The 25,692-nt window shown below is 38.8% G+C and carries 22 protein-coding genes; 18 read left to right on the top strand and 4 right to left on the bottom strand.

Annotated elements, in window-relative coordinates:
- The first annotated feature begins 34 nt into the window (after nt 1-34).
- Genes thrC through AC27GZ_RS13015 form a run of 3 tightly spaced genes read left to right on the top strand, consistent with a single transcriptional unit; the run spans nt 35 to nt 2,437 of the window.
- Entirely contained in the window at nt 35-1,339 is a 1,305-nt protein-coding gene (thrC, locus tag AC27GZ_RS13025) for a threonine synthase (protein ID WP_487095638.1), read from the top strand.
- 13 nt (nt 1,340-1,352) lie between these two features.
- Entirely contained in the window at nt 1,353-2,024 is a 672-nt protein-coding gene (gene ung / locus AC27GZ_RS13020; protein ID WP_487095636.1) for a uracil-DNA glycosylase, read from the top strand.
- Nucleotides 2,018-2,437 (top strand): hypothetical protein, encoded by a 420-nt coding sequence (locus AC27GZ_RS13015; RefSeq protein WP_487095634.1) that lies wholly within the window; start codon nt 2,018-2,020, stop codon nt 2,435-2,437. The genes ung and AC27GZ_RS13015 overlap by 7 nt, the downstream gene beginning before the upstream one ends.
- A gap of 11 nt (nt 2,438-2,448) precedes the next feature.
- Here the strand turns inward: AC27GZ_RS13015 and AC27GZ_RS13010 are convergent, their stop codons facing one another.
- Entirely contained in the window at nt 2,449-3,036 is a 588-nt protein-coding gene (locus tag AC27GZ_RS13010) for a GNAT family N-acetyltransferase (RefSeq protein ID WP_487095633.1), read from the bottom strand.
- Between the two features lie 95 nt (nt 3,037-3,131).
- On the opposite strand from AC27GZ_RS13010, the gene AC27GZ_RS13005 reads away from it, so the two are divergent.
- Complete coding sequence (locus tag AC27GZ_RS13005) at nt 3,132-4,496, top strand: NAD(P)/FAD-dependent oxidoreductase (protein WP_487095632.1); 1,365 nt, start codon at nt 3,132-3,134, stop codon at nt 4,494-4,496.
- 49 nt (nt 4,497-4,545) lie between these two features.
- Here AC27GZ_RS13005 and AC27GZ_RS13000 read toward each other — a convergent pair whose 3' ends face one another.
- The gene (locus tag AC27GZ_RS13000; protein WP_487095631.1) at nt 4,546-5,508 is read right to left on the bottom strand and encodes a D-2-hydroxyacid dehydrogenase; all 963 of its coding nucleotides are present in this window, start codon (nt 5,506-5,508) and stop codon (nt 4,546-4,548) included.
- Between the two features lie 4 nt (nt 5,509-5,512).
- Entirely contained in the window at nt 5,513-6,718 is a 1,206-nt protein-coding gene (locus AC27GZ_RS12995) for an NnrS family protein (protein WP_487095630.1), read from the bottom strand.
- A gap of 229 nt (nt 6,719-6,947) precedes the next feature.
- On the opposite strand from AC27GZ_RS12995, the gene AC27GZ_RS12990 reads away from it, so the two are divergent.
- Nucleotides 6,948-7,871, top strand: a complete 924-nt coding sequence (locus AC27GZ_RS12990) for a tetratricopeptide repeat protein (RefSeq protein ID WP_487095629.1) — start codon at nt 6,948-6,950, stop codon at nt 7,869-7,871.
- Between the two features lie 191 nt (nt 7,872-8,062).
- Nucleotides 8,063-10,261, top strand: coding sequence for a M3 family metallopeptidase (locus AC27GZ_RS12985; RefSeq protein WP_487095627.1), 2,199 nt, complete (start codon nt 8,063-8,065; stop codon nt 10,259-10,261).
- Nucleotides 10,262-10,330: 69 nt separating this feature from the next.
- On the opposite strand, the gene AC27GZ_RS12980 is transcribed toward AC27GZ_RS12985, so the two are convergent.
- Nucleotides 10,331-12,379 carry a caspase family protein gene (locus tag AC27GZ_RS12980; protein ID WP_487095626.1) on the bottom strand — a complete coding sequence of 683 codons (2,049 nt, stop codon included), beginning with the start codon at nt 12,377-12,379 and terminating at the stop codon, nt 10,331-10,333.
- Between the two features lie 262 nt (nt 12,380-12,641).
- On the opposite strand from AC27GZ_RS12980, the gene AC27GZ_RS12975 reads away from it, so the two are divergent.
- The 12 genes from AC27GZ_RS12975 to AC27GZ_RS12920 all read left to right on the top strand — a co-directional run bounded on the left by AC27GZ_RS12975 (nt 12,642) and on the right by AC27GZ_RS12920 (nt 25,683).
- A complete protein-coding gene (locus AC27GZ_RS12975; RefSeq protein WP_487095625.1) occupies nt 12,642-13,127 on the top strand; it encodes an Lrp/AsnC family transcriptional regulator in 486 nt (161 codons plus the stop codon).
- A 50-nt stretch (nt 13,128-13,177) separates the two neighbouring features.
- The gene (locus tag AC27GZ_RS12970) at nt 13,178-14,725 is read left to right on the top strand and encodes an aminotransferase class V-fold PLP-dependent enzyme (protein ID WP_487095624.1); all 1,548 of its coding nucleotides are present in this window, start codon (nt 13,178-13,180) and stop codon (nt 14,723-14,725) included.
- Nucleotides 14,726-14,886: 161 nt separating this feature from the next.
- Nucleotides 14,887-15,090, top strand: coding sequence for a Fe-S cluster assembly protein IscX (gene iscX, locus AC27GZ_RS12965; protein WP_487095623.1), 204 nt, complete (start codon nt 14,887-14,889; stop codon nt 15,088-15,090).
- Between the two features lie 238 nt (nt 15,091-15,328).
- On the top strand, nt 15,329-17,017 hold the full coding sequence (locus tag AC27GZ_RS12960) for an NAD-dependent malic enzyme (RefSeq protein WP_487095622.1): 1,689 nt from the start codon (nt 15,329-15,331) through the stop codon (nt 17,015-17,017).
- A gap of 28 nt (nt 17,018-17,045) precedes the next feature.
- Entirely contained in the window at nt 17,046-17,288 is a 243-nt protein-coding gene (locus AC27GZ_RS12955) for a hypothetical protein (protein WP_487095621.1), read from the top strand.
- 158 nt (nt 17,289-17,446) lie between these two features.
- A complete protein-coding gene (gene ndk / locus AC27GZ_RS12950; RefSeq protein ID WP_487095620.1) occupies nt 17,447-17,878 on the top strand; it encodes a nucleoside-diphosphate kinase in 432 nt (143 codons plus the stop codon).
- A gap of 269 nt (nt 17,879-18,147) precedes the next feature.
- Nucleotides 18,148-19,320: a dual-specificity RNA methyltransferase RlmN gene (gene rlmN, locus AC27GZ_RS12945; RefSeq protein ID WP_487095851.1), complete on the top strand. Its 1,173-nt coding sequence runs from the start codon at nt 18,148-18,150 to the stop codon at nt 19,318-19,320.
- Between the two features lie 65 nt (nt 19,321-19,385).
- Nucleotides 19,386-21,449 carry a type IV pilus biogenesis/stability protein PilW gene (gene pilW / locus AC27GZ_RS12940; RefSeq protein ID WP_487095618.1) on the top strand — a complete coding sequence of 688 codons (2,064 nt, stop codon included), beginning with the start codon at nt 19,386-19,388 and terminating at the stop codon, nt 21,447-21,449.
- Nucleotides 21,449-22,420, top strand: a complete 972-nt coding sequence (locus AC27GZ_RS12935; RefSeq protein WP_487095617.1) for a RodZ domain-containing protein — start codon at nt 21,449-21,451, stop codon at nt 22,418-22,420. Before pilW ends, AC27GZ_RS12935 begins: the two co-directional genes overlap by 1 nt.
- Nucleotides 22,421-22,465: 45 nt before the next feature.
- Nucleotides 22,466-23,599, top strand: coding sequence for a flavodoxin-dependent (E)-4-hydroxy-3-methylbut-2-enyl-diphosphate synthase (ispG, locus tag AC27GZ_RS12930; protein ID WP_487095616.1), 1,134 nt, complete (start codon nt 22,466-22,468; stop codon nt 23,597-23,599).
- Nucleotides 23,600-23,713: 114 nt separating this feature from the next.
- The gene (gene hisS, locus AC27GZ_RS12925) at nt 23,714-24,994 is read left to right on the top strand and encodes a histidine--tRNA ligase (protein ID WP_487095615.1); all 1,281 of its coding nucleotides are present in this window, start codon (nt 23,714-23,716) and stop codon (nt 24,992-24,994) included.
- 23 nt (nt 24,995-25,017) lie between these two features.
- Nucleotides 25,018-25,683 carry a YfgM family protein gene (locus AC27GZ_RS12920; RefSeq protein WP_487095614.1) on the top strand — a complete coding sequence of 222 codons (666 nt, stop codon included), beginning with the start codon at nt 25,018-25,020 and terminating at the stop codon, nt 25,681-25,683.
- Nucleotides 25,684-25,692: the final 9 nt, after the last annotated feature.

The raw sequence follows: 25,692 nt of genomic DNA, 5'->3' as shown, positions 1-25,692 counted from the left end.
ATAGAACAAAATACAGATTTATCAGGAACAGACAGTGAAATTTTATAACTTAAAAGAGAATGACCAGCAAGTTAGCTACGCTGAAGCGGTTAAACAAGGGTTAGGTAAAAACCAAGGTTTATTCTTTCCAAAGACGATGCCTAAATTCGACAATATTGATGAATTATTAGCGCTACCGCTTGTTGAGCGTAGTGTGAAAATATTATTACCGTTTGTTGAAGAAGACTTAACTGAGCTTGAGCTTACAGAAATCGTAACCGATGCTTTTAACTTCCCTGCAGTTTTACAACCGATTAGCAATGATCGCGCTATTTTAGAATTATTCCATGGCCCAACGTTAGCTTTTAAAGATTTTGGCGCTCGCTTTATGGCGAAATGTTTACAAGCATTTGTGGCTAAAGACGCGAAAGCCACAGGTCAAGAAAAGCCATTAACCATTTTAACAGCAACGTCAGGTGATACTGGCGCTGCAGTAGCGCATGCCTTTCATGGTATCGATAATATTCGCGTTGTTATTATGTATCCAAAAGGCAAAATATCTTTATTACAAGAGAAGATGTTTACTACGCTAGGAGATAACATTGAAACGCTTTGTGTTGATGGCGACTTTGATGATTGCCAAGCATTAGTGAAGCAGTCTTTTGATGACAATGAACTGGCAACAACTATCGGCTTAAACTCTGCAAACTCTATTAATATTAGCCGTTTATTAGCGCAAATTTGTTATTACTTTGAAGCGGTAGCACAGCTTTCTCGCGCTAAAAGTGATTTGGGTGACATTGTTTTCTCAGTGCCATCAGGCAACTTTGGTAACTTAACTGCAGGCTTGTTTGCTAAAGCGATGGGGCTGCCTATTAAGCGCTTTATTGCGGCAACTAATGCTAATGATACTGTGCCTCGTTATTTAGAAACGGGTGAATGGTCACCAAATAATACGGTTGCTACTATTTCTAATGCGATGGATGTTAGTAATCCAAACAACTGGCCGCGTGTAGAACATATGCTTAAATCAGGCATTGTTGAGAACGACTGTGTAAGTTCAGTATCAATTGATGAAGAGCAAACACAATCAACAGTTATACAATTGAGTAAGCTTGGTTACATTAGTGAACCTCATGCTGCTGTTGCTTATAAAGCCTTACAGTACAGTGCTCAAGAAAATGAATTTGGCGTCTTTTTAGGAACAGCGCACCCTGCTAAGTTCAAAGAAGTTGTTGAAAGTATTTTAGGACAACCTCTTGGCCTACCTAAAGAGTTAGCTGACTGTGCTGGCGAGCCAATTTTGTCAGAAGACATGAGTAGCGATTTTGCTCAGTTACGTGCGTACCTTTTAAAGTAGCTGATAAAGCATTGTGATTAAACCTCACTGGCAAAAAGTTATTGCTCAAGCGCAATCTCAAGATTACTTTTGCCAGTTACAAGCTGAAATTGCAAAACAAAGAGCACAAGGAGTGCAGATTTACCCTGACGAGGAATCTGTATTTCGTGCCTTTGAATTTAGTGATTTACCTGACACTAAAGTGGTTATTTTAGGTCAAGATCCTTATCACGGCGAGCATCAAGCTCATGGCTTAGCTTTTTCTGTGCAAAAGGGCGTTAAAGTCCCTCCCTCATTAGTTAATATTTACAAAGAACTGACAACCGATATAGAAGATTTTGTGACTCCAAATCATGGTGATTTAACGTCATGGGCCCAGCAAGGCGTATTACTGCTTAATACGGTTTTAACGGTAAAGCAAGGACAAGCACATTCGCATGCAAAGTTGGGCTGGGAAACCTTTACTGATCAGGTTATTGAACAACTCAATGCGCATAATAATGGCTGTGTTTTTATTTTGTGGGGGGCACATGCACAAAAGAAAGGCCGTAATATTAATACAGATAAACATTTAGTGTTAAATGGCCCTCATCCTTCGCCATTATCTGCCTATCGCGGATTTTTTGGTTGTCAGCACTTCTCAAAAGCTAACTCTTGGCTTTTGGCTAACCATAAACAAGCTATCGACTGGCTGTTACCATGTTGAAATATGCCGTAGCGATTATTAGTGTATGTTTGATTTTCGCCGTGCTTTTAGCAAAAGATAATTCATTAAAGCCATTTGCTAGTGACGGTTGTAGCGCCTTTCCAGATGGTACTTTTGAGCAAAAACATTTATGGCTAGATTGTTGTCGTCGTCATGACTTTGATTATTGGCAAGGTGGAACTTACCAGCAACGATTAGCCTCTGATAAGCGCTTAAAAATGTGTGTCTCAAAAGTAGGTGAGCCGACAATTGCAGCTTTGATGCTGGCCGGAGTACGCGTGGGTGGAACACCGTATTTACCGACCAGTTTTAGATGGGGTTATGGTTGGAGTTACCCTAGAGCTTATGGCGCGTTATCTGAGCATGAATTACAGCAGGTGATTAGGTTATCAGCAAAAGTAAACCTTGATTAATTCATTATCTATTACTTGTTGAAGTAAATAATCATTTCTGCAGCTTCACAGTGACAATCATAACCACACAAAATACAGTTATATCCTTGCTTGCTTTCCTCATGCCATTTATCAGGATGAGATTTTACTAACTCACCACCACAACGTGTAAAATAAGCAACGGCACTATTATTTGGGCTTTGTTTCCATAAATGTGCGACGCCAGCTTTTGCGCCTTGTTTTTTGGCCGCAGCCACAGAGAGTTGTAGTAATTGTTTACCTATCCCTAACCCTCGGTAGTTTTCATCAACGGTATTGCATTTAAAATAACAGCAATGTGATTTTTCAACTTGCCATAAATTTGGGCTACACCATTGATCTGCTTGCCAGTGCTCAGCAGCGTATGTGATACGAAAGCCAACTAGTTTCTGCTGAGAGTTCTCTTCAAGTAGAGCAATATAGCTATTGTTTATATTGTTGCTAATACCACGAGCAACCCAGTTTGTTAATTTCTTCAAACACAAGTAACCGTCACCATGAACATGATTAGCAAGTGTTATGATTTGTTGAAAATAATCTTCTGTGAGCGGTTTGTAAATAATATTAGCCGATGTTATCACTACTTTTTCTCTCGAGCATTTGTTGAACATTTGTTGAATGAGCTGCTTGCCAGTATTATAACTCAAAACTAAAAGGTAATAGAGAAGAAACCTGTATGTATGATCCTCTAGTGGATAAGTCACCCGGTTGTGGCAATAAATATCCGACAAGTTATTGGGCTGATGTCTCAGGGGGACATAGTCACCATTCACCAGAAGACGATGGTACGTTACAAGAAGATATAGATGTTGATGTCGCCATTATAGGTGCTGGATATACTGGGCTTTCATGCGCATTGCATTTAGCTCGAGAGCAGGGGATAAATGCCCATGTTTTTGAAGCTAACCAAACGGCTTGGGGCTGCAGCGGTAGAAATGCAGGTTTTATTTTGAAATCTTCAGGACGAAAGCCTTATACCAGCATGCAAAACCAATGGGGTGAGACGGTTATGCGTGGTATCTATAATGAAATGTGTTCAGGTGTCGATACTGTCAATGCCTTGATTAGTGAAGGTATTGATTGCGATAAGCAAGAAGCGGGTTATATCAAAGTTGCCCATAAAGCCAGTATGTTCAAATTTTTACAAACACAAGCCAAATTACAGCAGCAAATATTTGGCTATGATGTGCAAGTTTTGTCTCGTCAAGGGTTACACCAAGGTTATATGGCGGATGAAAATGCGTATGGCGCTATACGCTATCAAGATGGTTTTGGCCTCAATCCACTAAAACTAGCTTGGGGTTATCAAAAGCTCGCTAGGCAAGCTGGAGCGAAAGTATATACCTCAACCCCTGTGAGTTTTGTAGAGCATCAACAAGGCAAGGGAACTTTGTTGTCAACGCCAAAAGGGTATATCAAGGCAAAGAAAGTGGTTATTGCCACGAACGGTTATACCCCTAAAGGTTTTCACCCTCTCGTCACCAATAGAACTTTACCTGTGCTTTCGCAAATAATAGTGACAGAGCCACTAACCATTGAGCAACTGAGTGCTTGTAACTTTTTAAGTGCTAATGTGGTGATGGATACTCGGGCGCTAAAATACTATTACCGAAAGCTACCCGATAATCGAATTCTGTTTGGTGGGCGCGGGGCGATTACTGGAAAAAATGCTGATGATCCTTATTATGCGCAACGCTTATTATCTGTGTTAAAAACCAGCTTTCCTGCATTGCAAACATTGAAATATGATTACGCTTGGTCGGGTTGGATTTGTATGGCGTTGGATGATCTCCCGCATATTTATCAAGGCGAAAAAGGCAGTGGCTATGACAATATTTTTTATGCCATGGGATATTGTGGTAGTGGTGTTTCATTTTCAGTACAAGCAGGTAAGCGGTTAGCAGAAAAAGTGGCGGGTAAAAAAACACCCGATTTACCTTTATATAACCAAGCCTTACCTAAATTCCCTTTTGCACCTTTGCGTCGTGCAGGGCAGTGGGGATATTTCCACTATGGAAAAATTAAAGATAACTATTTTTAGCCGTTACACCTAAGTAGAGCAGCTCTACGAAACAAGAAAACTTGCAGGTTTAATCGTGCAACTCTAAGCGATTTAAGATATCGCCACGTTTAAAGGCCGCAATATTAACACTGAGTAAATTAATCAACCTTTGCTGTGCTTCACTACTTGCCCAAGCAATATGGGCGGTAATTTTTAAGTTATCTAAATCTGCGTTCAGTAAAGGATGATCAGCAGGTGGCGGTTCTTGCTCCAGTACGTCGAGCACAGCATAGGCAATCTCTTTATTTTTCAACGCGTGGAGTAAATCTTCACTGTTGATCAATGCACCGCGAGCAGTGTTAATTAACATGGCGCTGGGTTTTAATTTAGCTAGTGTTTCACTATTAATGAGGCCTTCTGTGCTGGGGGTTTGTGGGCAGTGTAAGCTGAGTACATCCGCCTCTTTAATGGCTTGCTCAAAACTAACTCGCCCCGGTCGAATCTCTGTCGCATCAATTCTTTCACTGAATAACACTTTCATGCCAAAGGCGATTGCTAATTTAGAAACCGCTTGTCCTAAACTTCCATAACCGATAATGCTTAATGTTTTACCGGCAAGCTCGGTAATTGCATTGCCGTGGTAGCAAAAAGTATCGCTTTTTTGCCAGTGCCCTTGTTTAGTATTGTTATTGTGATGACTTGTTTGTTGATAGTACTCAAGCATTTGCGCCATTACATATTGAGCAACGGAGTTGCCTGCATAACCCGTAACATTAGTGACGGCAATTTGTTGTTTTGCTGCCGCTTCAATATCAATATTGTTATAACCAGTTGCTGCAATACAAATAAGTTTTAGCTGAGGAAGCTGTGACAAAATATTAGCACTAAGCACAACCTTATTTGTAATCACTATATCAGCTGACTTACAGCGTTCAACTATCTCTTCATTTTTGGTGGTAGCAAAACAGGTTAACTGCGTAACTTGTTTTTCTATTTCACCTAATGCGATATGTGAGCTAAAAGTTTGACTATCTAAAAATACTGCATGCATAGTTTTATCCTGGTCTGCCGTCTTGTCTAGGGGTCACTAACATAGGAGCATAAACTATTATAAAAATAATAAATGCCAGTAACCAAAAGGTACCACTGATATCAATAAATATTAAGGTTTTCTCTGGCAAAGCCCATGGACCAAATGCGCGTATGAGTGCTGCAATAGCGATAAATGCATAAGCATAAGTCATGGCTTTCGGTGGTGATAATGCTCTACCAGTATGTCCTAATGAAACGCGTGATATCATCGCAAGTATTAAACCGCCCATGCCACCAACGGTAAGTAAGTGCCATATATGATTACTGGGTATTTCGACAACTAAGTAACTAGCACCTAAAATAATTAAACCATAAGCAATAAATTTAATTGAAATATGCAGTGACCATAATAAGGGGACACCAAGGGTGATCCAAGGTCGCCATCTTAACCAACGTATTGCTTGAAAGATACCTGCCACAACGAGTAAAGCACCAAAAAATGTAGTAGAAAAACCAACAAGAGGTTGAAAGAGTAAATACAACATCGCTATTGCCAAACAGCCATTAGTAACTTTATCTAGCCAAGGTAGCGGTGTGGCTTTTGGCGTTTGTGTGCCGTTTGCGGTAAACATAGGCGTTACTCGCCCCGCCATCACTGACATCAAAAATGTTACCAACATAACACCAGCATAAGCTGAGAAAGTGATGGAAAATGTTTGTGGGTAATACAAAGCCAAGTGCATTTCTAAATTGGCTAAGGTAAATAACAGCAATAGAGGTACAAAAAATAAATTTCGATATTGCTTTATCGCAATAATAGGTTTTGCTAACACATAAGCGACCGCGGGTAAGAAACTTAAGTCGATTATGGTTGATAACGTTTCGCCCAATAGGCTTGGTACTAGTACAGTTATTCTACCGGCTATCCAAAGTAGTGATAGTACTAATAAGGTCTTTCCTTGCGCTCCTCTAACTCCTGTCCAGTTTTGAACAGCGGTTAGAAGAAAGCCTGCGACAATAGCGCAGCCAAAGCCAAAAACCATTTCATGAGTATGCCACCAGTAGCCACCACCTAAAGGAGAAATAGTGATAGTACCCTTATACATTAATAACCAAAGTAAAATGGCAATAACGCTGAAAATGGCACCACCAAGGAAAAAAGGCCGAAACCCTAAACGAAGTAATGGGGTAATTTTTTCTTCTTTTTGCAAGTCGGTAATTTGCATCATTGCTCTGCCCTATAAAAGTACTTGAATAATCTACCCTTATAATTGTAATGAAACCATCTTTTATTTGTTCGAATTAGATCAATAAAAACGTATACGTAACTTATGCTTTTCAACTTGTTCGTTTTGGATTGCACTTTGACCTGCAATCTATATGGTGGATTGTAATCTACGAAAGTTACTGTATATTCTAAATATCAACAAATTTGAGTGACACTTAGTAGAGCTATATATGGATATTAAGAATAATACCGTCAGGGAAGATATCACTGAGCTCAGTAAATATAAGCTCAGTAAAACTTTAACGGCGTTAAATCTGTTAGAGAATAAGCGTTTAATACTATTTAAGTTATGTGTTTTAGTGACTTTATTATTCTTCATAAATCATTATTTTAATCAAGAAACCCAGCTTGAGCATGAGAGCTCAGCCTATATTCAGGCACCTAGAATTAATGATATATATTTTCTAGATTTTCGACTTTTGAGTGACTCGCTTAGACCCACTGAGAAATACCGTTTGGCCAAGGTTGTAGATATAACTGGCGATGTAATTACTCTGCGGTACGGTAATATGTTTTACCTAAGGCAGAAATCACTTAAAGATAGCATTCGATATGGACAGTTAAGGTATCAAAAATATTTTGAGCCTAAGCGCTATAACTTTAGCAAAACTCAAATAAAAGACATGTGGCAAATAGGCGCAATTTATTTGGTAAAGCGACCGGTATTAAATAAATTGTTTGGCAATTTTGTTAGCCCAGAAAAGAAGTCTCGTCACTCTGGTTTATTTATCCCAGGAAAGCGAGAAAACATATCTGCAGTCTCGTTACTTAAATCAAATTATATTGAAGATAACGTAAGCCAAGCTTTTAAGTTATTGCAGCAATCTGCTCGGTTAGGCTTTGATGAAGGTCAGGTTAATTTAGCGCAAATGTATTTAAAAGGTCAGTATGTAGAAAGGGATCTACAACAAGCTTTATTTTGGTTTAAAAAAGCTGCACTACAAAGTTATAAGCCAGGCGTTTTGAAATACGTAATTGTTTGCGAACAGCTTCAATCATGCGATGTCGCTGCTTTCTACCAAGAGTTAATATCGGCAGGGGTTAACATCAAAGTAAGGTCAATGGATATAAAGTTATCTAACAGTCATCACTAAATTTGTAAGCAATTTTATACAGATACAAGGTAAATACGCTTAATTGTATACAATTTAAGGTGAACGTCATGACTAGCCATTTCATTATGACTCAAACCTTGATAATGTTTTAGTAACATCAATAGTTGTCAAAGTGATTAAATATTGAAATCACTACTATTGAAAGAGCCCATTTTAGTCAGAGATATCTAATGAAAAAAACTCTTATATCAACATGTTTATTATCAAGTCTTTTAATGGCTTGTGCAGACAATAATACCACCAAAAATGAAGCAACTGATACTAGTGCTAAAGCGTCGGTAGCAGCTGAAAGCCAAGCTATGAATGCTGAAGTAGAAAAATCTAAAGCATTATTATTAGCCGAATGGCAGGGGCCTTTTCAAGGCGTTCCTGCTTTTGACAAAGTGTCACTTGCTGGGTTAATTCCTGCGATGGAAGAAGGCATGGCGATTAACTTGAGTGAAGTGGATGTTATCGCTAATAATGCTGAGCCACCAACATTTGATAACACCATAGTGGCGTTAGAAAAAACAGGTAAAGTGTTAAGTCGTATATTTACCTATTATGGTATTTGGCGTTCAAATGAATCAACGCCGGAGTTTCGCGAAATTCAAGCGAAAATGGCACCTAAACTTTCAACGTTTTTTTCAAAAATAAATCAAAATGAAAAGTTATTTGCTCGTGTACAAGCGGTTTATAACGGCGAAGAAATGAAAACCCTTACGCCAGAACAGCAACGTTTAGTGTATTTAACCTACAATGGCTTTGCGCGTAATGGTGCGACGTTAGAAGGCGATGCTAAAAAACGTTACGCTGAAATTAATGAAAAACTTGCTGGCTTACATACGCAATTTAGTAATAATGTTTTAGCAGATGAAGAAGGCTACGTACTGTACTTAACCGAAGCACAATTAGGTGGTTTACCACAATCTATTATTGATGTTGCGGCAGCAGCGGCAAAAGAGCGTGATCAAGCCGGTAAGTATGCAATTACTAACACACGTTCATCAATGGACCCTTTCTTAACTTACTCAACTGAGCGAGAGCTTCGTAAACAAGTATGGAATAGCTATTATAACCGTGGTAACAACGGTGATGAATTTGACAACAATGCTATTATTGCTGAAATTTTACAACTTCGTCATGAACGTGTTGGCCTATTAGGTTATAAAAATTATGCTTCATGGCGCTTGGAAGATCGCATGGCTAAATCGCCAAACAATGCCATTGAATTGATGGAAAAAGTTTGGCCAGCTGCCATTGCTCGTGTAGATGAAGAAGTCGCTGATATGCTCGCCATTGGTAAAGCCCAAGATGGTATTGAGAAAATTGAGCCTTGGGATTACCGTTTTTATGCTGAAAAAGTGCGTAAAGATAAATACAATTTAGATTCAGATGAAGTAAAACAGTATTTACAATTAAATAAATTACGTGAAGCTATGTTTTATGTGGCTGGGCGATTATTTAATTTTGAGTTCAGTGAAATTACCGATGGCTCTGTACCGGTATTTAATGCCGATGTACGTGTTTGGGAAGTAAAAGATAAAACCAGTAAAGAACACATTGGTTTATGGTATTTAGATCCCTTTGCACGCAAAGGTAAACGCTCAGGTGCATGGGCAACCACTTACCGTAGCTATACCACTTTTGAAGGTAAGAAAAATGTACTTTCATCGAACAATTCAAACTTTAGTAAAGGTGTTGATGGTCAACCTACTTTAATTTCATGGGCTGATGCTGAAACGTATTTCCACGAATTTGGCCACGCATTACACTTCTTAGCGTCTAAAGTTGCCTACCCAACATTAAACAGTGGTGTACGTGATTACACTGAGTTTCAATCTCAATTACTTGAGCATTGGTTAGCAACGGATGACGTAATTGATAATTATCTTGTTCACTATAAAACAGGTGAGCCAATGCCAGAAGATTTGATTGCTAAAATCAAGCAAGCGGCGACGTTTAATCAAGGTTTTAAAACGACGGAATATTTAGCATCAGCTTTGGTTGATATGAAATTCCATACCGTTGATCCTACAGGTATTGATGCACAAAAATTTGAGCGCGAAACATTATCGTCGTTAAACATGCCTGAGCAGATAGTTATGCGTCATCGCTCAACACATTTTGGTCATGTATTTAGTGGTGAAGGGTATTCTGCAAGTTATTATGGTTATATGTGGGCAGAAGTACTAACGGCAGATGCCGCAGAAGCATTTGCTGAAGCGCCGGGCGGTTTTTACGATGCTGATGTAGCAGCTAAGTTAGTAGAGCATTTATTTAGCGTACGTAATGCGGTAGACCCTAGTGATGCATACCGTGCTTTTAGAGGACGCGACGCTGATGTTAAAGCGTTAATGCGTGATAGAGGCTTCCCAGTAACTGAGTAGCGAATCAACTATTAAATGCCAAAAACCCGCTATAACCAAAAGCTATAGCGGGTTTTTTTATGTTATTTGTTATTTCGCTTGCTGCTCAAACAAGGGTAAGTATTGCAATACATGAGGGTTGCCTGATTCAGCTGATTTTTCTGCCCAATATAATGCTTTTTGGTGATCGACTTCTCCACCCAAGCCTTTCTTATAGAAAAGCGCAAGATCAAACATAGCTGTGCTATTCCCTAAAGCGATAGATTTTTGTGTCCACTTAAGACTTTCATTGTAATCAATGTCGACACCTAACCCTTGGATATAAGAAAGGCCTAAATTTCTCATTGCTACAGAGTCTCCAAGTTGTGCAGCTTTTTTATACCAGTCAATCGCTTTGGCTAGATCTTTTTCAACACCATAACCTTTACTGTACATTGTCCCTAAATTGGCCATCGCATTGCTGTCTCCTAACTCGATAGCCCTTTTATACCAGTGTAGGGCTTCTTTAAAATCACGGTTAACATGCTCGCCATAAAAATATTGCGAAGCTAAATTTCGCATAGCGACAGCATTACCCGCATTAGCAGCTTGTTCAAACATTGCTATCGCTTTTGATATATTGACTTTAACGCCTGTACCATGGATATAAGAGGTGGCGAGATTATTTATGGCTAGTAAGTCTCCTCCTTTTACACCTCTTTTAAGCCACATGGCACTTTTGTTATTCTCTTTGAGTGCAACGTAGATATAGCCCAATGCGCTTGAAAGCATTACATCACCTTCAAAAGCATCATTTCTTAATTGTGGTATTATCGCTTTAAATTCAGCTATGCCTGTTTTAATGGCTTCACTTCCACCAGCAACAGGAAGACCGCGTTGTTGTATTTTTGCTTTTAAATAACGCGCATATAAGTCCCCTGACTTGACTGGCTCATCGAGTAATTGCCAAGCTTTTTCAAAATCGATACCGCTACCATCTGCGCCGGAATAATACATATCAGCAAGGAGTGCTGCAGAACGTTGATGGCCGGCCTCTGCTCCACGTGTAAATGCACGACTGGCGAGGGCCATATCGTAATGACCATTAATACCTAATAAAGCATTCATACCTTGTTGATAATGTTTATTTGCTAACTCTTCATTGTTATTAACAATAATGACGGAGTTGCTAATTGTGTTGTTGCTCACCTGCTGCTGTGTAGCTTGCTTGATGCTGTTTGTTTGATGAATGACTTGTGCCACTTTCGGCTCTTGCTTAATAGAAGAACGCTCAGGCACTGCAAATACTACATCCCCTTCATTAAAGCGAGGATCCATCATTTTACCACCACGGGGATGTTGTAAACCATTGGTATCGCCAATGACAAAGCGTTTTAAATAGTTATCTATTTCTGAAGCAAGGATATAGCCATCACCATCGACATCTGCAGCACCTTGTAAAGCGCGGACAAAATATCGGCGAAATATACTGATGTCTGGCACTATTTCATTGGCATCGCCCGCCGTTTGAAATTGACGTACCGGGTGAGCAACCATGTCAGTTATATGTCCGGGAGTACTGGCCGCTCTTGATCGAAAAATAGTACCAGCGAAACAAGAGTCGAAAACAAAATAAGCATGCTTACTACGAAAACGTTTTGCTAAGGTTTTTATTTCTTCCATATCAATAGCACTATCTAGAAAACCATCAAGATCTTGACTTGGTAGTGGTGCTTCGACAGGAACGATATAGCCAGACTCGCCCATTAATGGATCTGAAAGCGAATGGCCGTGACCAGCATAATAAATAACTAACCTCGCATTCGACTTTTTGCCATAGGTACGTTTAAATTTATCGAAGGCGTCAAGGAGTTGATCTCTTGTAGGATCAATGACCATGGTCGTTGTGAAGCTGTGTAATTCTAGAACTTCTTTTATGGCCTCAATATCACTAAGTACACCAGGTAAAGGTGTCCAACCATTTTTATAAGCGCTGCTACCAATAATTAATGCGTGACTATTGCCGTATAAGGGAATTTCTTTACCACTATCGAGGGTGATTTTTTGTAGTGTTAAGCCTCGATATTCCATCGCTTGACTTGTTAAACTTGCTAAAAATAAACTGATGAATAAGGCAAGCATAAAATAAGTTTTTGTCATGGAAATATTGCTCTCGTTAACGTTATTGTCAGTATTAAGATGGTTATAGTGTTACACGATTTATTAACAAATGAAAACGCCTTAAATTCTTGTTTATTTGCTCTTCTAGCAATTTTTTCAACTTTTTTTAATTTTTTTTCAGCCTTTTTCAAAAAATTAAATTTCACTGATTGATATTTCTAAGGGATAACTTTTCATTGCACTTGAATATCTTTTAGTGTTTTAGTATTTTATTCTAAATTAAGCTAAAAAAGAGAACGAAATGCACTTAAGTGACACTGATATGCAACTTATTGCTATTTTACAAAGCGATGCTAGTATTTCAGTCGACGAGTTAGCAAAGCGAGTTGGTTTAACTAAAACACCTTGCTGGCGTCGTTTACAAAAACTAGAAAAAAGCGGTGTAATTAAAGGCAAGGTTGCTTTACTTGATGCTCAGTTATTAGATTTAAGCGTTTCTGTGTTTGTGCAAGTTAAAACCAGTAAACATGACAGTGATTGGCTAACAAAATTTTCTACAACGGTGTCGGCCTTCCCAGAAGTGGTCGACTTTTATCGCATGAGTGGTGAATATGATTATTTGCTCCGTGTTGTTGTAAAGGATATTGCGAGCTATGACAATTTCTATCAGCGTTTTATACAAGCCACAAGTTTAACCGATGTAACGTCTAGTTTTGCCATGGAAGAGATTAAATGTTCAACTGAATTGCCTTTGATTGTGCCTAAACCTAAGCCTCAGTCAGAGTAATCAGCGAACAACTCCTCTTTCAATGTAGTCGATTTAAAAGAGGATAATACATGTCGTTAGAGCAACATTTTTCCAAATTTCGCCAATATATTATTGGTCAAAATTTAACGCACGAAATTAACGGTAAAGAACAAGCCATTATTTATGCTGATTGGACAGCTAGTGGTCGCTTATATCAGCCAATCGAAGCTTATATTAATGATACCTTAGGTCCTTATGTTGCCAATACCCATACAGAAACTAACTTAACTGGCAGTACCATGACCCATGCTTATCATGATGCGCAAAAGGTCATTAAACGCCATGTTAATGCTTGTGATAATGATATTTTAATTACCTCAGGCGCAGGTATGACTGATGTGGTAAATAAATTTCAGCGTATTCTCGGTTTGCGTATTCCTGAGCGAATGGCAGAGCAAGTGAGTTTTAGTGAGGAAGAAAAGCCGGTCGTATTTATTACTCACATGGAGCATCACTCTAATCAAACTACTTGGTATGAATGCGATGTCACTCTAGAAATAATTGACAGTGATGAACAAGGACTCCCGTCACTATCGAGCTTGGCACAATTATTGGCGAAATATAAAGATCGAAAAGTGAAAATAGGATCATTTACAGCCTGTTCTAATGTTACGGGTATAAAAACACCTTATCACCACCTTGCTGAGATTATGCATGAGCATGGTGGTTTATGTTTTGTCGATTTCGCTTGCTCTGCGCCTTATGTTGATATTGATATGCATCCGGTGAATAAAGCACAAGCTTTAGATGCTATTTTCTTTTCTCCTCATAAATTTTTGGGTGGTCCTGGCAGCTCAGGCGTGCTGATATTTAATAAAAGTCTTTATAAAAATAAAGTTCCCGATCACCCTGGTGGTGGCACAGTAACTTGGACTAACCCATGGGGAGAGCACAGTTTTTTCAATAATATTGAAGTACGTGAAGATGGTGGTACGCCCGGTTTCCTACAATGTATCCGTACTGCCTTAGCAATTAAGGTGAAAGAGGCTATGGGCACAGATAAAATCGCTGCTCGTGAACAAGAGATAACTGATTATGTGATGGCTGAGTTAAACAAAAATGATCGCGTAATAATGCTTGAGCCAAGTGTGACTGATCGATTAGCTATTGTGTCTTTTTATGTCACCAATGTTCACTATAATTTAGTCGTACGTCTACTTAATGATAAATTTGGTATTCAAACACGTGGCGGTTGCTCATGTGCGGGTACTTATGGACATATTTTATTAAATGTTGATCAGGATAAATCGCAACAAATTACCCAGCAAATTGACGAAGGTGACTATTGCGAAAAACCCGGTTGGATAAGAGCTTCTTTTCACCCAACAACGACTGATGCTGAAGTAAAGTCGGTGGTTAATGCGATCAATACCTTAACTGAAAATATTCACGTTTGGTCGAAAGAGTATCGATTTAACCCAGCCACAGGAGATTTTGAAAAACACCTATCTCCAGATGAAAAGCCTATCTCTTATGTAAGCATTGATGGTTTTAATCCTTTAGTTTCTTCGCCGGCAGTTGCAAAGCCATTAAAAGCGGTAGAAAATAAATCTATGCTTAAGAAATTATTCAGTTAATAAATGAAAAGAGTGAGCCTAGCTACTCAGCTAAAACAGTGGTGGCAAACTGATTGTGCTTTTTGTAAAAGGGCTCGGTTGCTATTGCTGTGGCTTATACTAATGTTAGTAGTAGATTATTTTTGGTTTCATCTTTTATTTAAATAACGAGTGAACATATTATGGCTGGATTGAAATGGATTGATTCATTAGAAATAGCACTAGATTTAATTGAAGAACACCCTGATGTAGACCCCCTAAAACTACACTTTACTGAACTAAGAGAGTGGGTGCTTAACTTGGAGCGCTTTGATGATGATCCTAATCATTGTGGTGAGCGGGTCTTAGAAGCCATTCAATTAGCTTGGATCAGTGAAGCAGATTAACTTAATCGTAATAATGTTAAGCGTTTACATATCGCTACCCCGTTTTATGCACGCTGAATAATATAAATTTAATTAAGTAATGGATCATTCAGCTCTGAATTGATCAAATACTTAATTCACTTAGCATAATTAACCTTTGCTGACCCGTTAATATCATCTATACTTCATCTAAATATTAACCACGTCTATTTTCGTTATTCATATCGAGAATATTGATTGACATAAGCATTAAATACAAATGACTCAAAGCAAACGTCCTCTATATATACCATACGCTGGCCCAACTTTACTTGAAACGCCTTTACTTAATAAAGGTAGCGCTTTTACAGAGCAAGAGCGTATTAGTTTCAATTTAACAGGTTTACTCCCCCCTAGATTTGAGTCTATTGATGAGCAAGTAGCACGTGCTTACCGTCAGTTTAGTAGCTTTCATAGCAATATTAATAAACATATTTATTTACGTGCTATTCATGACAATAATGAAACCTTATTTTTTAAGCTGGTGCAAAGTCATTTAGCTGAAATGATGCCTATTATTTACACGCCAACTGTCGGTGATGCTTGTGAGCAATTTTCTGATATTTACCGTAGCTCACGTGGTTTATTCATTGCTTATGAAGACAGATATCAAATAGATGATATTTTGCGAAATGCCACTAAAAACAAAGTGAAAGTGATTGTTGTTACTGATGGCGAGCGTATTTTAGGGTTAGGAGATCAAGGCATAGGCGGTATGGGTATCCCAATTGGTAAACTCTCTTTATACACAGCCTGTGGTGGAATAAGCCCAGCTTATACTTTACCTGTAATGTTAGATGTCGGTACGAATAACCAAAAATTACTTGATGATCCTATGTACATGGGAGCTCGTCATAAGCGGATAGGGCAAGCAGAATACGATGAGTTTTTAGAACTATTCATCAGCGCCATTAAACGACGTTGGCCTCACGTTATGTTGCAGTTTGAAGACTTTGCACAACCTAATGCAATGCCGTTATTAAAACGCTACAGGGATAAAATTTGCTGTTTTAATGATGATATCCAAGGAACCGCATCTGTGACTGTCGGGACTTTACTGGCAGCCTGTCGCAGTGTAAATGTTAAATTGTCTCAACTGAAAGTAGCCTTTGTGGGCTCTGGTTCTGCAGGTTGTGGTATTGCGGAACAAATAATCACGCAAATGATAAGCGAAGGTATTTCTCCAGCACAAGCGCGAAGCCAAGTATTCATGGTTGACCGTTATGGTTTACTAACCGAAGGAATGGATGATTTAAGGGATTTTCAAGCACAATTAACACAAAATAAAATGGCGCTTAAACAATGGCAAATAGAAGGGGACTATGCCTCACTACTTGAAGTGGTTAATAACGCTAAACCTGATGTATTAATCGGTGTTTCAGGGCAAGCGGGCTTATTTACCGAAGATGTCATTAAAGCAATGAAGCAACATTGCGCGACACCGATTGTTTTTCCATTAAGTAATCCATCAAGACAAGTAGAAGCAACCCCAAGTCAAGTTATTCATTGGACGGAAGGTAAGGTGATTATAGCAACAGGGAGCCCATTTGATGCTGTTGAATACCAAGGCAAAGTTTTCCCTATTGCGCAATGTAATAATAGTTATATTTTCCCAGGTATAGGTTTGGGAGTTATTGCCGCAAATATTAATCGTATTACCGATAGAATGTTGCAGGTTGCTAGCGAAACATTAGCTGCGGCATCGCCGTTAGCCAATACTGGCGAAGGAGAGTTATTACCGCCATTAACTGGCATTGCGCAGTTAAGTAAAGATATAGCTTTTGCTATTGCTAAAGTGGCCTATGAAGAAAAGCTTGCTTTGCCAATATCAGATGAAGAACTTAAAGCCAAAATAGAGCGAAATTACTGGCAGGCTGAATATCGACAGTACCGTCGTGTTAGTTTGTAAGCATTGACACCAATAGAGGTAAATTGCCATGGTTAAGTCGAGTAATTCTGACGAGATTATCAGTCAAGATGATATTGATAGCTTATTGCGCATCGATGAGTTTATTGAAAATGATGATAAGAACTCGCTAGTGGAAGAGTTAAAACACGCTATTTTAGACTCAGGTAAACTGGAGTTACACCAGTGGCAATCGTTAAGAAAACACCTAGAAGAAATTGAAGGCTTAATCCCTCATATCGATTTGATTATTAAACTAAAAAAAGAGATGTAATAGTAACCCCTCGTTAAACTAATCCCTGCACGTTGGATAGTATTAGTCTTTTAGTTCATATTCGTCTATAATCGCGCCAAAATTTATCCCTTTACATGTATTTAAGGGATAAAGCGCAATAAATTTTAATTTTTAGTTTATTTTAATGAGGGCTTCACATGGCTATCGAACGTACTTTTTCTATCGTAAAACCTGATGCAGTAGCAAAAAATGTTATTGGTCAAATCTACAACCGTTTTGAAACTGCTGGTCTTAAGATCGTTGCTGCAAAAATGCTTCACTTAAGTAAAGAAAAAGCAGAAGGATTTTATGCTGAGCATAGCGAACGTCCTTTCTTTGGTGCTTTAGTTGAATTTATGACTTCTGGCCCAGTAATGGTGCAAGTATTAGAAGGCGAAAACGCTGTTCTTAAAAATCGTGAAATCATGGGTGCTACTAACCCAGCTGAAGCATTAGCCGGTACTATCCGTGCTGATCTTGCTAATTCAATAGATGAAAATGCGGCTCACGGTAGTGATGCACTTGAGTCTGCAGCACGTGAAATTGCTTATTTCTTCTCAGACGAAGAGATCTGTCCACGTACTCGTTAATTCAGATTTAATCTTTGCAGCACTGTCGCTTTAGCTTCGTTTTATATAGGTGTCGAAATACATTGTTTAAAACTTACTAGCACATACATCGTCTGCTTTGATTGATGATTGAATTAATAAACAAAGGATTTTACTGAATAGTCAGTAAAATCCTTTTGTGTTTTTACCTTAGCGGTAAAATTGCGAATTTTGCTTAAAAAGCGTACAATTCGCGACCCTGATTTATGTTTTCCTGTTAGTTTTTGAGAGTTTGTTGTATGAGCGAAGTAATGGTTAAAGAAGTTGCCAAAGAGCGCGTTAAAGTTAATTTATTGAATTTTGACCATAAAGGCATGCGTGAGTACTTTGCTGAAATAGGCGAGAAACCATTTCGAGCAGATCAAATAATGAAGTGGATTTATCACTTTGGTTATTCTGATTTCGAGCAAATGACTAACTTGAACAAAAAGCTTAGAGAAAAACTACAACGTAATTGTGAAATTAAAGCGCCTGAAATCTCACAGAAACAAGTTTCTAATGATGGCACAATTAAATACGCGCTTGTATTAGAAGGTGGTCAAGAAGTTGAAACGGTTTGGATACCTGAAAATGATCGCGCAACTTTATGTGTTTCTTCACAAGTAGGTTGTGCTCTTGAATGTACATTTTGTTCCACAGCACAACAAGGCTTTAACCGTAACTTATCTATGGCTGAAATTATTGGTCAGGTTTGGCGAGTGGCCAATGATATTGGTGCTACGCGCATTACGGGCAAACGTCCAATCACTAATATTGTGATGATGGGCATGGGTGAGCCGTTACTGAATATGAAAAACCTTATTCCAGCACTTGATACCATGCTTAACGACTTAGGTTATGGTTTATCAAAACGGCGTGTAACAGTAAGTACTTCAGGTGTTGTCCCAGCACTTGATATGTTAAAAGAAAAAATTGATTGCGCTCTGGCTATCTCTGTTCATGCGCCAGACAATGCCTTGCGTGATGTTTTAGTGCCGATTAATAAAAAATATCCTTTAGAGGAATTTTTAGCTGCAGCAGGCCGTTATATCGATGGTTCAAAAGCAAACAAACAGGCTACTATAGAATATGTCATGCTTGATCGTGTCAATGATTCAACTGAGCAAGCACACGCTTTAGCCCATGCACTAAAAGATTTACCCAGTAAAATTAACTTAATTCCATTCAATCCTTATCCAGGTTCGCCTTACAAGCGCCCAAGTAATTCACGTATTGATCGTTTTGATAAAGTACTACAAAGCTATGGCTTAACTGTGATTACTCGTAGAACGCGTGGTGATGATATTGACGCCGCATGTGGGCAGTTGGCGGGTGATGTTTTAGATAGAACTAAACGTACTCAAATACAGTCAGATTCTAAGTCATCAGAAAATAGTGCAAAAAAACAGGTGAAAGCTGATGAAATTTCAGTAAAAATGGTTTGAGATAATAAATACCTGACTCGTTAGCGCTAAATAGATAAATCAGGCAAATTTAGGGGAAATTTTTTTTGATTAAGCATCAATTTACTACTGTACTTGCATTAGCCGTGTCTTTTGCCCTTTCGGCTTGTGTAACACAAAATTTTGAAAACGGTGAAACACCTGTTGTTAATAATCAGTCTAATAGAGATGATATGGCAGCAACACGCATATCTTTAGGACTCGGTTATTTAAAAATGGGCAATATGCCCCAAGCCAAGCAAAACTTAGAAAAAGCCAAAAAATTCGCCCCGCAAATGGTACAAGTTTATACGGCATTTGCCCATTACTATGAAACGGTTGGTGAGCATAAACTTACCATAGACTCATATGAAACAGCGTTATCAATAAAAAGTGATGATGCAGACACACTCAACAACTATGGTGTATACCTGTGCCGACAAGATCAAGTTGAAGCAGCTGAAGAGCAATTTTTAAAAGCGATAGCTGTCCCTACCTATTTGCTTGTTTCGAAAAGTTATGAAAACTTAGCGTCATGTTTTTTACAAACAGATGATTTTGAAAAAGCAGAAAGTTATTTAAATAAAGCAATCATGCATAGCCCAAGTAATTCGTCTATTTTATTTCAAATGGTGCGCTTACAATATGCAATGGGTGAATATCAAGCTGCGAAAAGCTTTCAGCAGCGTTTTGAGAAAGTGACCCGACGCTTTACTTCACAATCATTGGCATTGGCTTATAAAGTCTATTTGAAATTAGATCAAAAGCGCACGGCAAAAAATTATGGCGCTATGCTGGTAAAAATGTACCCGCAGTCATGGGAAGCTCAACAGTATTTATTGAATGAGTTGGAATTGATTGATGCAGATAATTTAGCGAAAAGGTATCAGTTAACCCAAATAAAAGCACAAGATGCTAAACCGAAAAAGCGTATAGTTAAGTTATCACCAAACAAAAAAACTGCGATAACAACGAACACTAATAAGTCTACAGTAAACAGTGAAGCGGCTGGTCAAAGTACTATGGTAGCTAATGATGAGCTAGTTGCAAATACTAGCCAGAAGCCAACCAAAACTTTAACTAGCCAAGGTGTGACTACAACAAAAACCACTAAAACATTAGTGCCTAGTGCTGGTGCTGTTGCTGGAGGCGCCATTGCTACTAGTCAATCAATTAACTCAGTACTTTCTATGGCACCAGCTACAACGGGAATGGCAGCCGAGGGCGTAGCTGAGCAAAATGTCACTAATGAAATGCCTGTTTCTACCAACACTGTGACCGAAGGTAAAGTATCTGAAGTTGCGACAACCCAAAGTGAAATAACAGAAAACGCACTCTCAGATGGGCAAACTACAACAAACCTAACGAATAAAAGTGCTGGAGAAAATGCTAAAAATACAGAAAATGTAGAAAGTTCAGTAAACACAGCATTAGCTAATACTGTGGATAAACCTGCAGCTGAAATCACAGCAGCAGCTGCAATGACAGCGGATACGGACACGGTTATCAAGGAAGCTGCTACTAATAACTCTGTTTCTGTTGGTGCTAAAGAAAAGCCCGTTGTTGTCTTAACTGCTCCAACTACCTCAACTAATAGTGCAACTGAAGAAACTATAGAAAAGGCTGTGCAAACTACGGCAGAAGATATTGCTCAAGCGCCAATAGTTGAAGAGTCGCTTGTTATTGCGGATAAAGTAACGACGGATTTAACACAAAGCCATGCAAAAGAAATTGAGGCTGTAAGTGAAAATACCAGTATTGCTCAAGCGCCTGAGCAAGCAGCACAAGCACATATTCCACCTGAAGATAGGGAAATATTTCATGTTGCTAAAAAGCCTGAGCCTATTGTTGAAGATACAGTAGAAGAAGTGGTTGCAGTAAAAGCGCAAGAAAAACTATCAACCAGTGAATCAACTGAATTAAAAGAAAGTGAGCAAGCAACCAAAGTGGTAAGTAAGCCGCAACCTGCAGTACATATTGTTGCTAAAGGTGATACTTTGTACGGTATCTCGATAAAATATAATGTTAAAATTAAAGCATTACGTAGTTGGAACAATCTTTCAACGAAAAAGAAAATCCGTATAAATGATAAATTGTTTGTCGAAAACCCAAAGGGTGGTAGCTCAGATTAATGAATAAAGACGTATTAACAGCCAATCCCGACACACAAGTTGATGAACTTTGTGAAGATATGATTGTGGTTGGCCCTGGGCAAATGTTAAGTGATGCTCGAAAAAAGCTATCATTAACCATTGAGGATATTGCTGACAAGTTAAACTTTAAAAAATGTTTAGTAGCAGATATTGAGCAAGATGTTTTTGATAACAAATTGCCAGCAACCTTTAACCGAGGCTATTTACGCAGTTATGCCAAACTTGTCAACGTAGATGTTGATGAAGTACTTAGTGCTTATGACATGCTGGGTATTGCTGAAGTACAGCGTAGTGAAATGCAAAGCTTTTCAAATTTAACAGAGAAGCAAGCTGAGCATAGTCGCCTCATGTGGTTTAGTTATTTAATTGCTGCCACCTTATTCGGTCTTATGGTGTTATGGTGGTTACAAACTCCTGATGCTGGCAATACAGAGTCTATTGTAGTTGATAGTGTGAAGTCAGAAACAGAGCAACTAGCTAATAAGACTGATAGCCAAGTGAGTGACTCTGAGCAGCAACATGAAACGCCAAAAATTGAAGAAGAGTCTGTAAGCTCTGAAGAAATAACGACTGCTCAAGCAAGTACTCCAGTAAATGTTGTTGTAGAAGCGAACACGCAAGAGAATAGTGCTGAGCCAACAGTGCTCGTGAATACTGAGTCATCTCAGCTAGACACGAATGAAGCAATAGAACAAGTGCCTAGTGTTAGTACGGCAGTGTTCACTTTTTCTGGTGATTGCTGGGTGAATATATATGATGCCACAGGGGAGCGTATCGCATGGGGCGTCAAAAAATCAGGCTATGTTATGACAGTGTCAGGTCAGGCGCCGCTAAAAGTTACTTTAGGAAAGCCAGAGCTAGCTTCTATTGTTTTTAATGATCAAGCTATTGATATGTCTTCATTCAATGTTGGCAATATCGCTAAGTTTACCTTGCCGCTAGCGCCATAATGAGTATGTATACTCAACTAATTAATTAAGTATTAAAGAAAAGTTATGTTTAAAGAATCTCCTATTATTCGTCGCAAATCTCGTCAAATTATGGTGGGTAATGTGCCTGTTGGTGGTGGTGCTCCCATATCTGTACAGTCAATGACTAACACTCAAACAACGGATGTTGCCGCTACTGTTGCACAAATAAAGTCATTAGAAGCCGTAGGTGCTGATATTGTTCGTGTGAGTGTACCAACGATGGATGCCGCCGAAGCTTTTCGAGAAATAAAACAACAAGTGAATGTTCCTCTTGTTACCGATATTCATTTTGATTACCGTATTGCCCTTAAAGTGGCTGAATATGGTGCAGATTGTTTGCGTATTAATCCAGGTAATATTGGTCGTGAAGATAGAGTGCGCAGTGTTGTTGAGTGCGCGCGCGATAAAAATATTCCTATTCGCATTGGTGTTAATGGCGGCTCTTTAGAAAAAGATATTCAAGAAAAGTATACTGAACCTACGCCAGAAGCATTACTAGAATCAGCCATGCGTCATGTTGATATTTTAGATAGACTCAACTTTGATCAATTCAAAGTGAGTGTCAAAGCCTCTGACGTATTTCTTGCCGTAGAGTCATACAAATTATTAGCGAAACAAATTGATAACCCTCTACACCTTGGTATTACGGAAGCAGGTGGTTTACGTGCTGGTGCTGTGAAATCTTCAGTGGGGTTAGGTATGTTATTGTCCCAAGGTATTGGTGATACATTACGTATTTCATTGGCTGCCGACCCAGTTGAAGAAGTGAAAGTGGGTTTTGATATTTTAAAATCGTTAAAGCTACGTAGCCGAGGTATTAACCTGATTGCTTGTCCTAGCTGTTCTCGTCAAGAGTTTGATGTAGTCGCTACTGTTAATGCGTTAGAGCAACGTATTGAAGATATTATGACGCCGATGGATGTGTCAATAATTGGCTGTATTGTGAATGGTCCAGGTGAGGCAATGGTCTCTGATTTAGGCTTAACAGGTAGTAGTAAAAAAAGTGGTTTTTATCTTGATGGAGTACGCCAAAAAGAGCGTTTTGATAATAACGATTTAGTCGACCAACTTGAGCAAAAAATTCGCGCTAAAGCCAAAGTGATGAGTGAGCGGTTAGATAAATCAAATCAAATCGAGATAAAAAAAATAGACGAGTAAATCTGCTTGTTTATTAGCGGTTCTTAATTAGGTACAATGCGCGTTCATTATTGATATGGCGTCTAGGCGAGAACTTTTTCGCACTCAGTTAAAAAAGAAAGAAGAGAAAATTAAGTGTCAAAAAACAAGACATTACAAGCAATTCGCGGAATGAACGATTGCTTGCCAAGCGAAACAAATGTTTGGCAAATGGTAGAATCTGTATTGCGCCGTGTCGCTAGTAATTATGGTTTTGCAGAAATTCGTATGCCTATTGTTGAATCAACGGCACTCTTTAAACGCTCTATCGGCGAAGTTACCGATATTGTTGAAAAAGAGATGTACACGTTTGATGATCGAAATGGTGATAGTTTAACTTTACGTCCGGAAGGCACGGCAAGTTGTGTGCGTGCAGGCAATCAACACGGACTTTTATATAATCAAGAACAACGCCTTTGGTATATGGGGCCAATGTTTCGCCATGAAAGACCACAAAAAGGTCGCTATCGTCAATTTCATCAATTTGGCTTAGAAGCCTTTGGTATTGCAACACCTGATATTGATGCAGAAATTATTTTATTAACTTCTCGTTTATGGCGGGAACTTGGCATCAATGAATTTGTCACATTAGAGTTGAACTCATTAGGTAGTAATGAAGAAAGAGCGAGTTACCGTGATGCGTTAGTCGCTTATTTGATGGAGCGTGAGGAGTTATTAGACGAAGACTCTAAGCGTCGAATGCATACGAACCCTTTACGCGTATTAGACAGTAAAAACCCGCAAGTTCAAGAAGCTCTAACTGATGCGCCAAAATTATCAGATTATTTTGGCGAAGAAACAAAAGCTCACTTTGCTAGCCTTTGTCAGCGTTTAGATGCTGCTGGAATTAACTATGTATTAAATGAGCGTTTAGTACGTGGATTAGATTATTATAATCGCACTGTATTTGAATGGGTTACTGACAGCTTAGGAGCGCAGGGTACTGTATGTGCTGGCGGCCGTTATGACGGTTTAGTTGAGCAGTTAGGCGGAAAAGCAACACCAGCGTTTGGTTTTGCATTAGGCATTGAACGTTTAGTTTTAATGCTCACCAGTTTAGAAAAAGTAGCAAACGTTCGCCCACAGGTTGATGCTTACGTTGTTATCTTAGGTGATGATGCACAAATTTCAGCGAATAAATTAGCTGAACAGTGGCGTGATCAAGTACCGAATATTCGATTGCAGTGCCATTGTGGTGGCGGCAATATGAAAAAACAATTAAAGCGAGCTGATAAATCAGGCGCACAAATTGCGTTAATACTTGGCGATAACGAAATTGCAGAGCAAAAAGTTATGGTGAAATATTTACGTGGACAACAAGAACAGCAAAGTTTGGCTTTTGAACAAATACCAAACTTATTAGCGTCATTAATTTAAGACTTTGAGTCGAAGGTGAAGAAGTGGAAATTTATCAAACAGAAGAACAACAAGTAGAAGCAATTAAAGGGTACTGGCAAGAAAATGGCAATATGATTATTGCTGGTATCGTTTTAGGTTTTGCAGGCTTTATTGGTTTTAATCTTTATAAAGATAATAAGTTAGAAAATGAGTTAGCCGTTTCTGACAGCTATCAAACATTAGTTGAAAGCGCTGCTATTGATGAAACTGCTTTTAATGAAAATGCTGCTAAATTTATCAGCGAGCATGGTCAAACGAGTTATGCTTCACTGACTGCATTATCGTTAGCAAAAGTAGCTGCTGACTCAAAAGACTGGGCGGAAGTAAAAACACAACTAAATACCGCAATAAGCAGTGCGCCTACCGAAGGTATTAAAGCTATTGCCAGCTTACGTTTAGCACGTGTGCAAGTGCAGTTAGAAGAATATGAACAAGCATTAGCTACATTGGCAAGCCCATTACCTGCTTCTTTTACCGCAAGTGTTGAAGAAATTAAAGGTGATACTTATTTATTACAAGATAAAAAAGAGCTTGCACGCACTGCATATCAAGCAGCAATAGCTGCTGATGGACTGGCAACAAACCCTGCCTTACAAATGAAATTAGATGACTTAGCAACCGTTACTGCTTTACCTGTAAACCTACCTGCTGAACCAGCAACTAAGTAAGGTTTTTGA

It is taken from the genome of Colwellia sp. SU-HH00943 (genome assembly GCF_057546125.1).
This window is presented reverse-complemented; position numbering and strand designations above follow the sequence as displayed.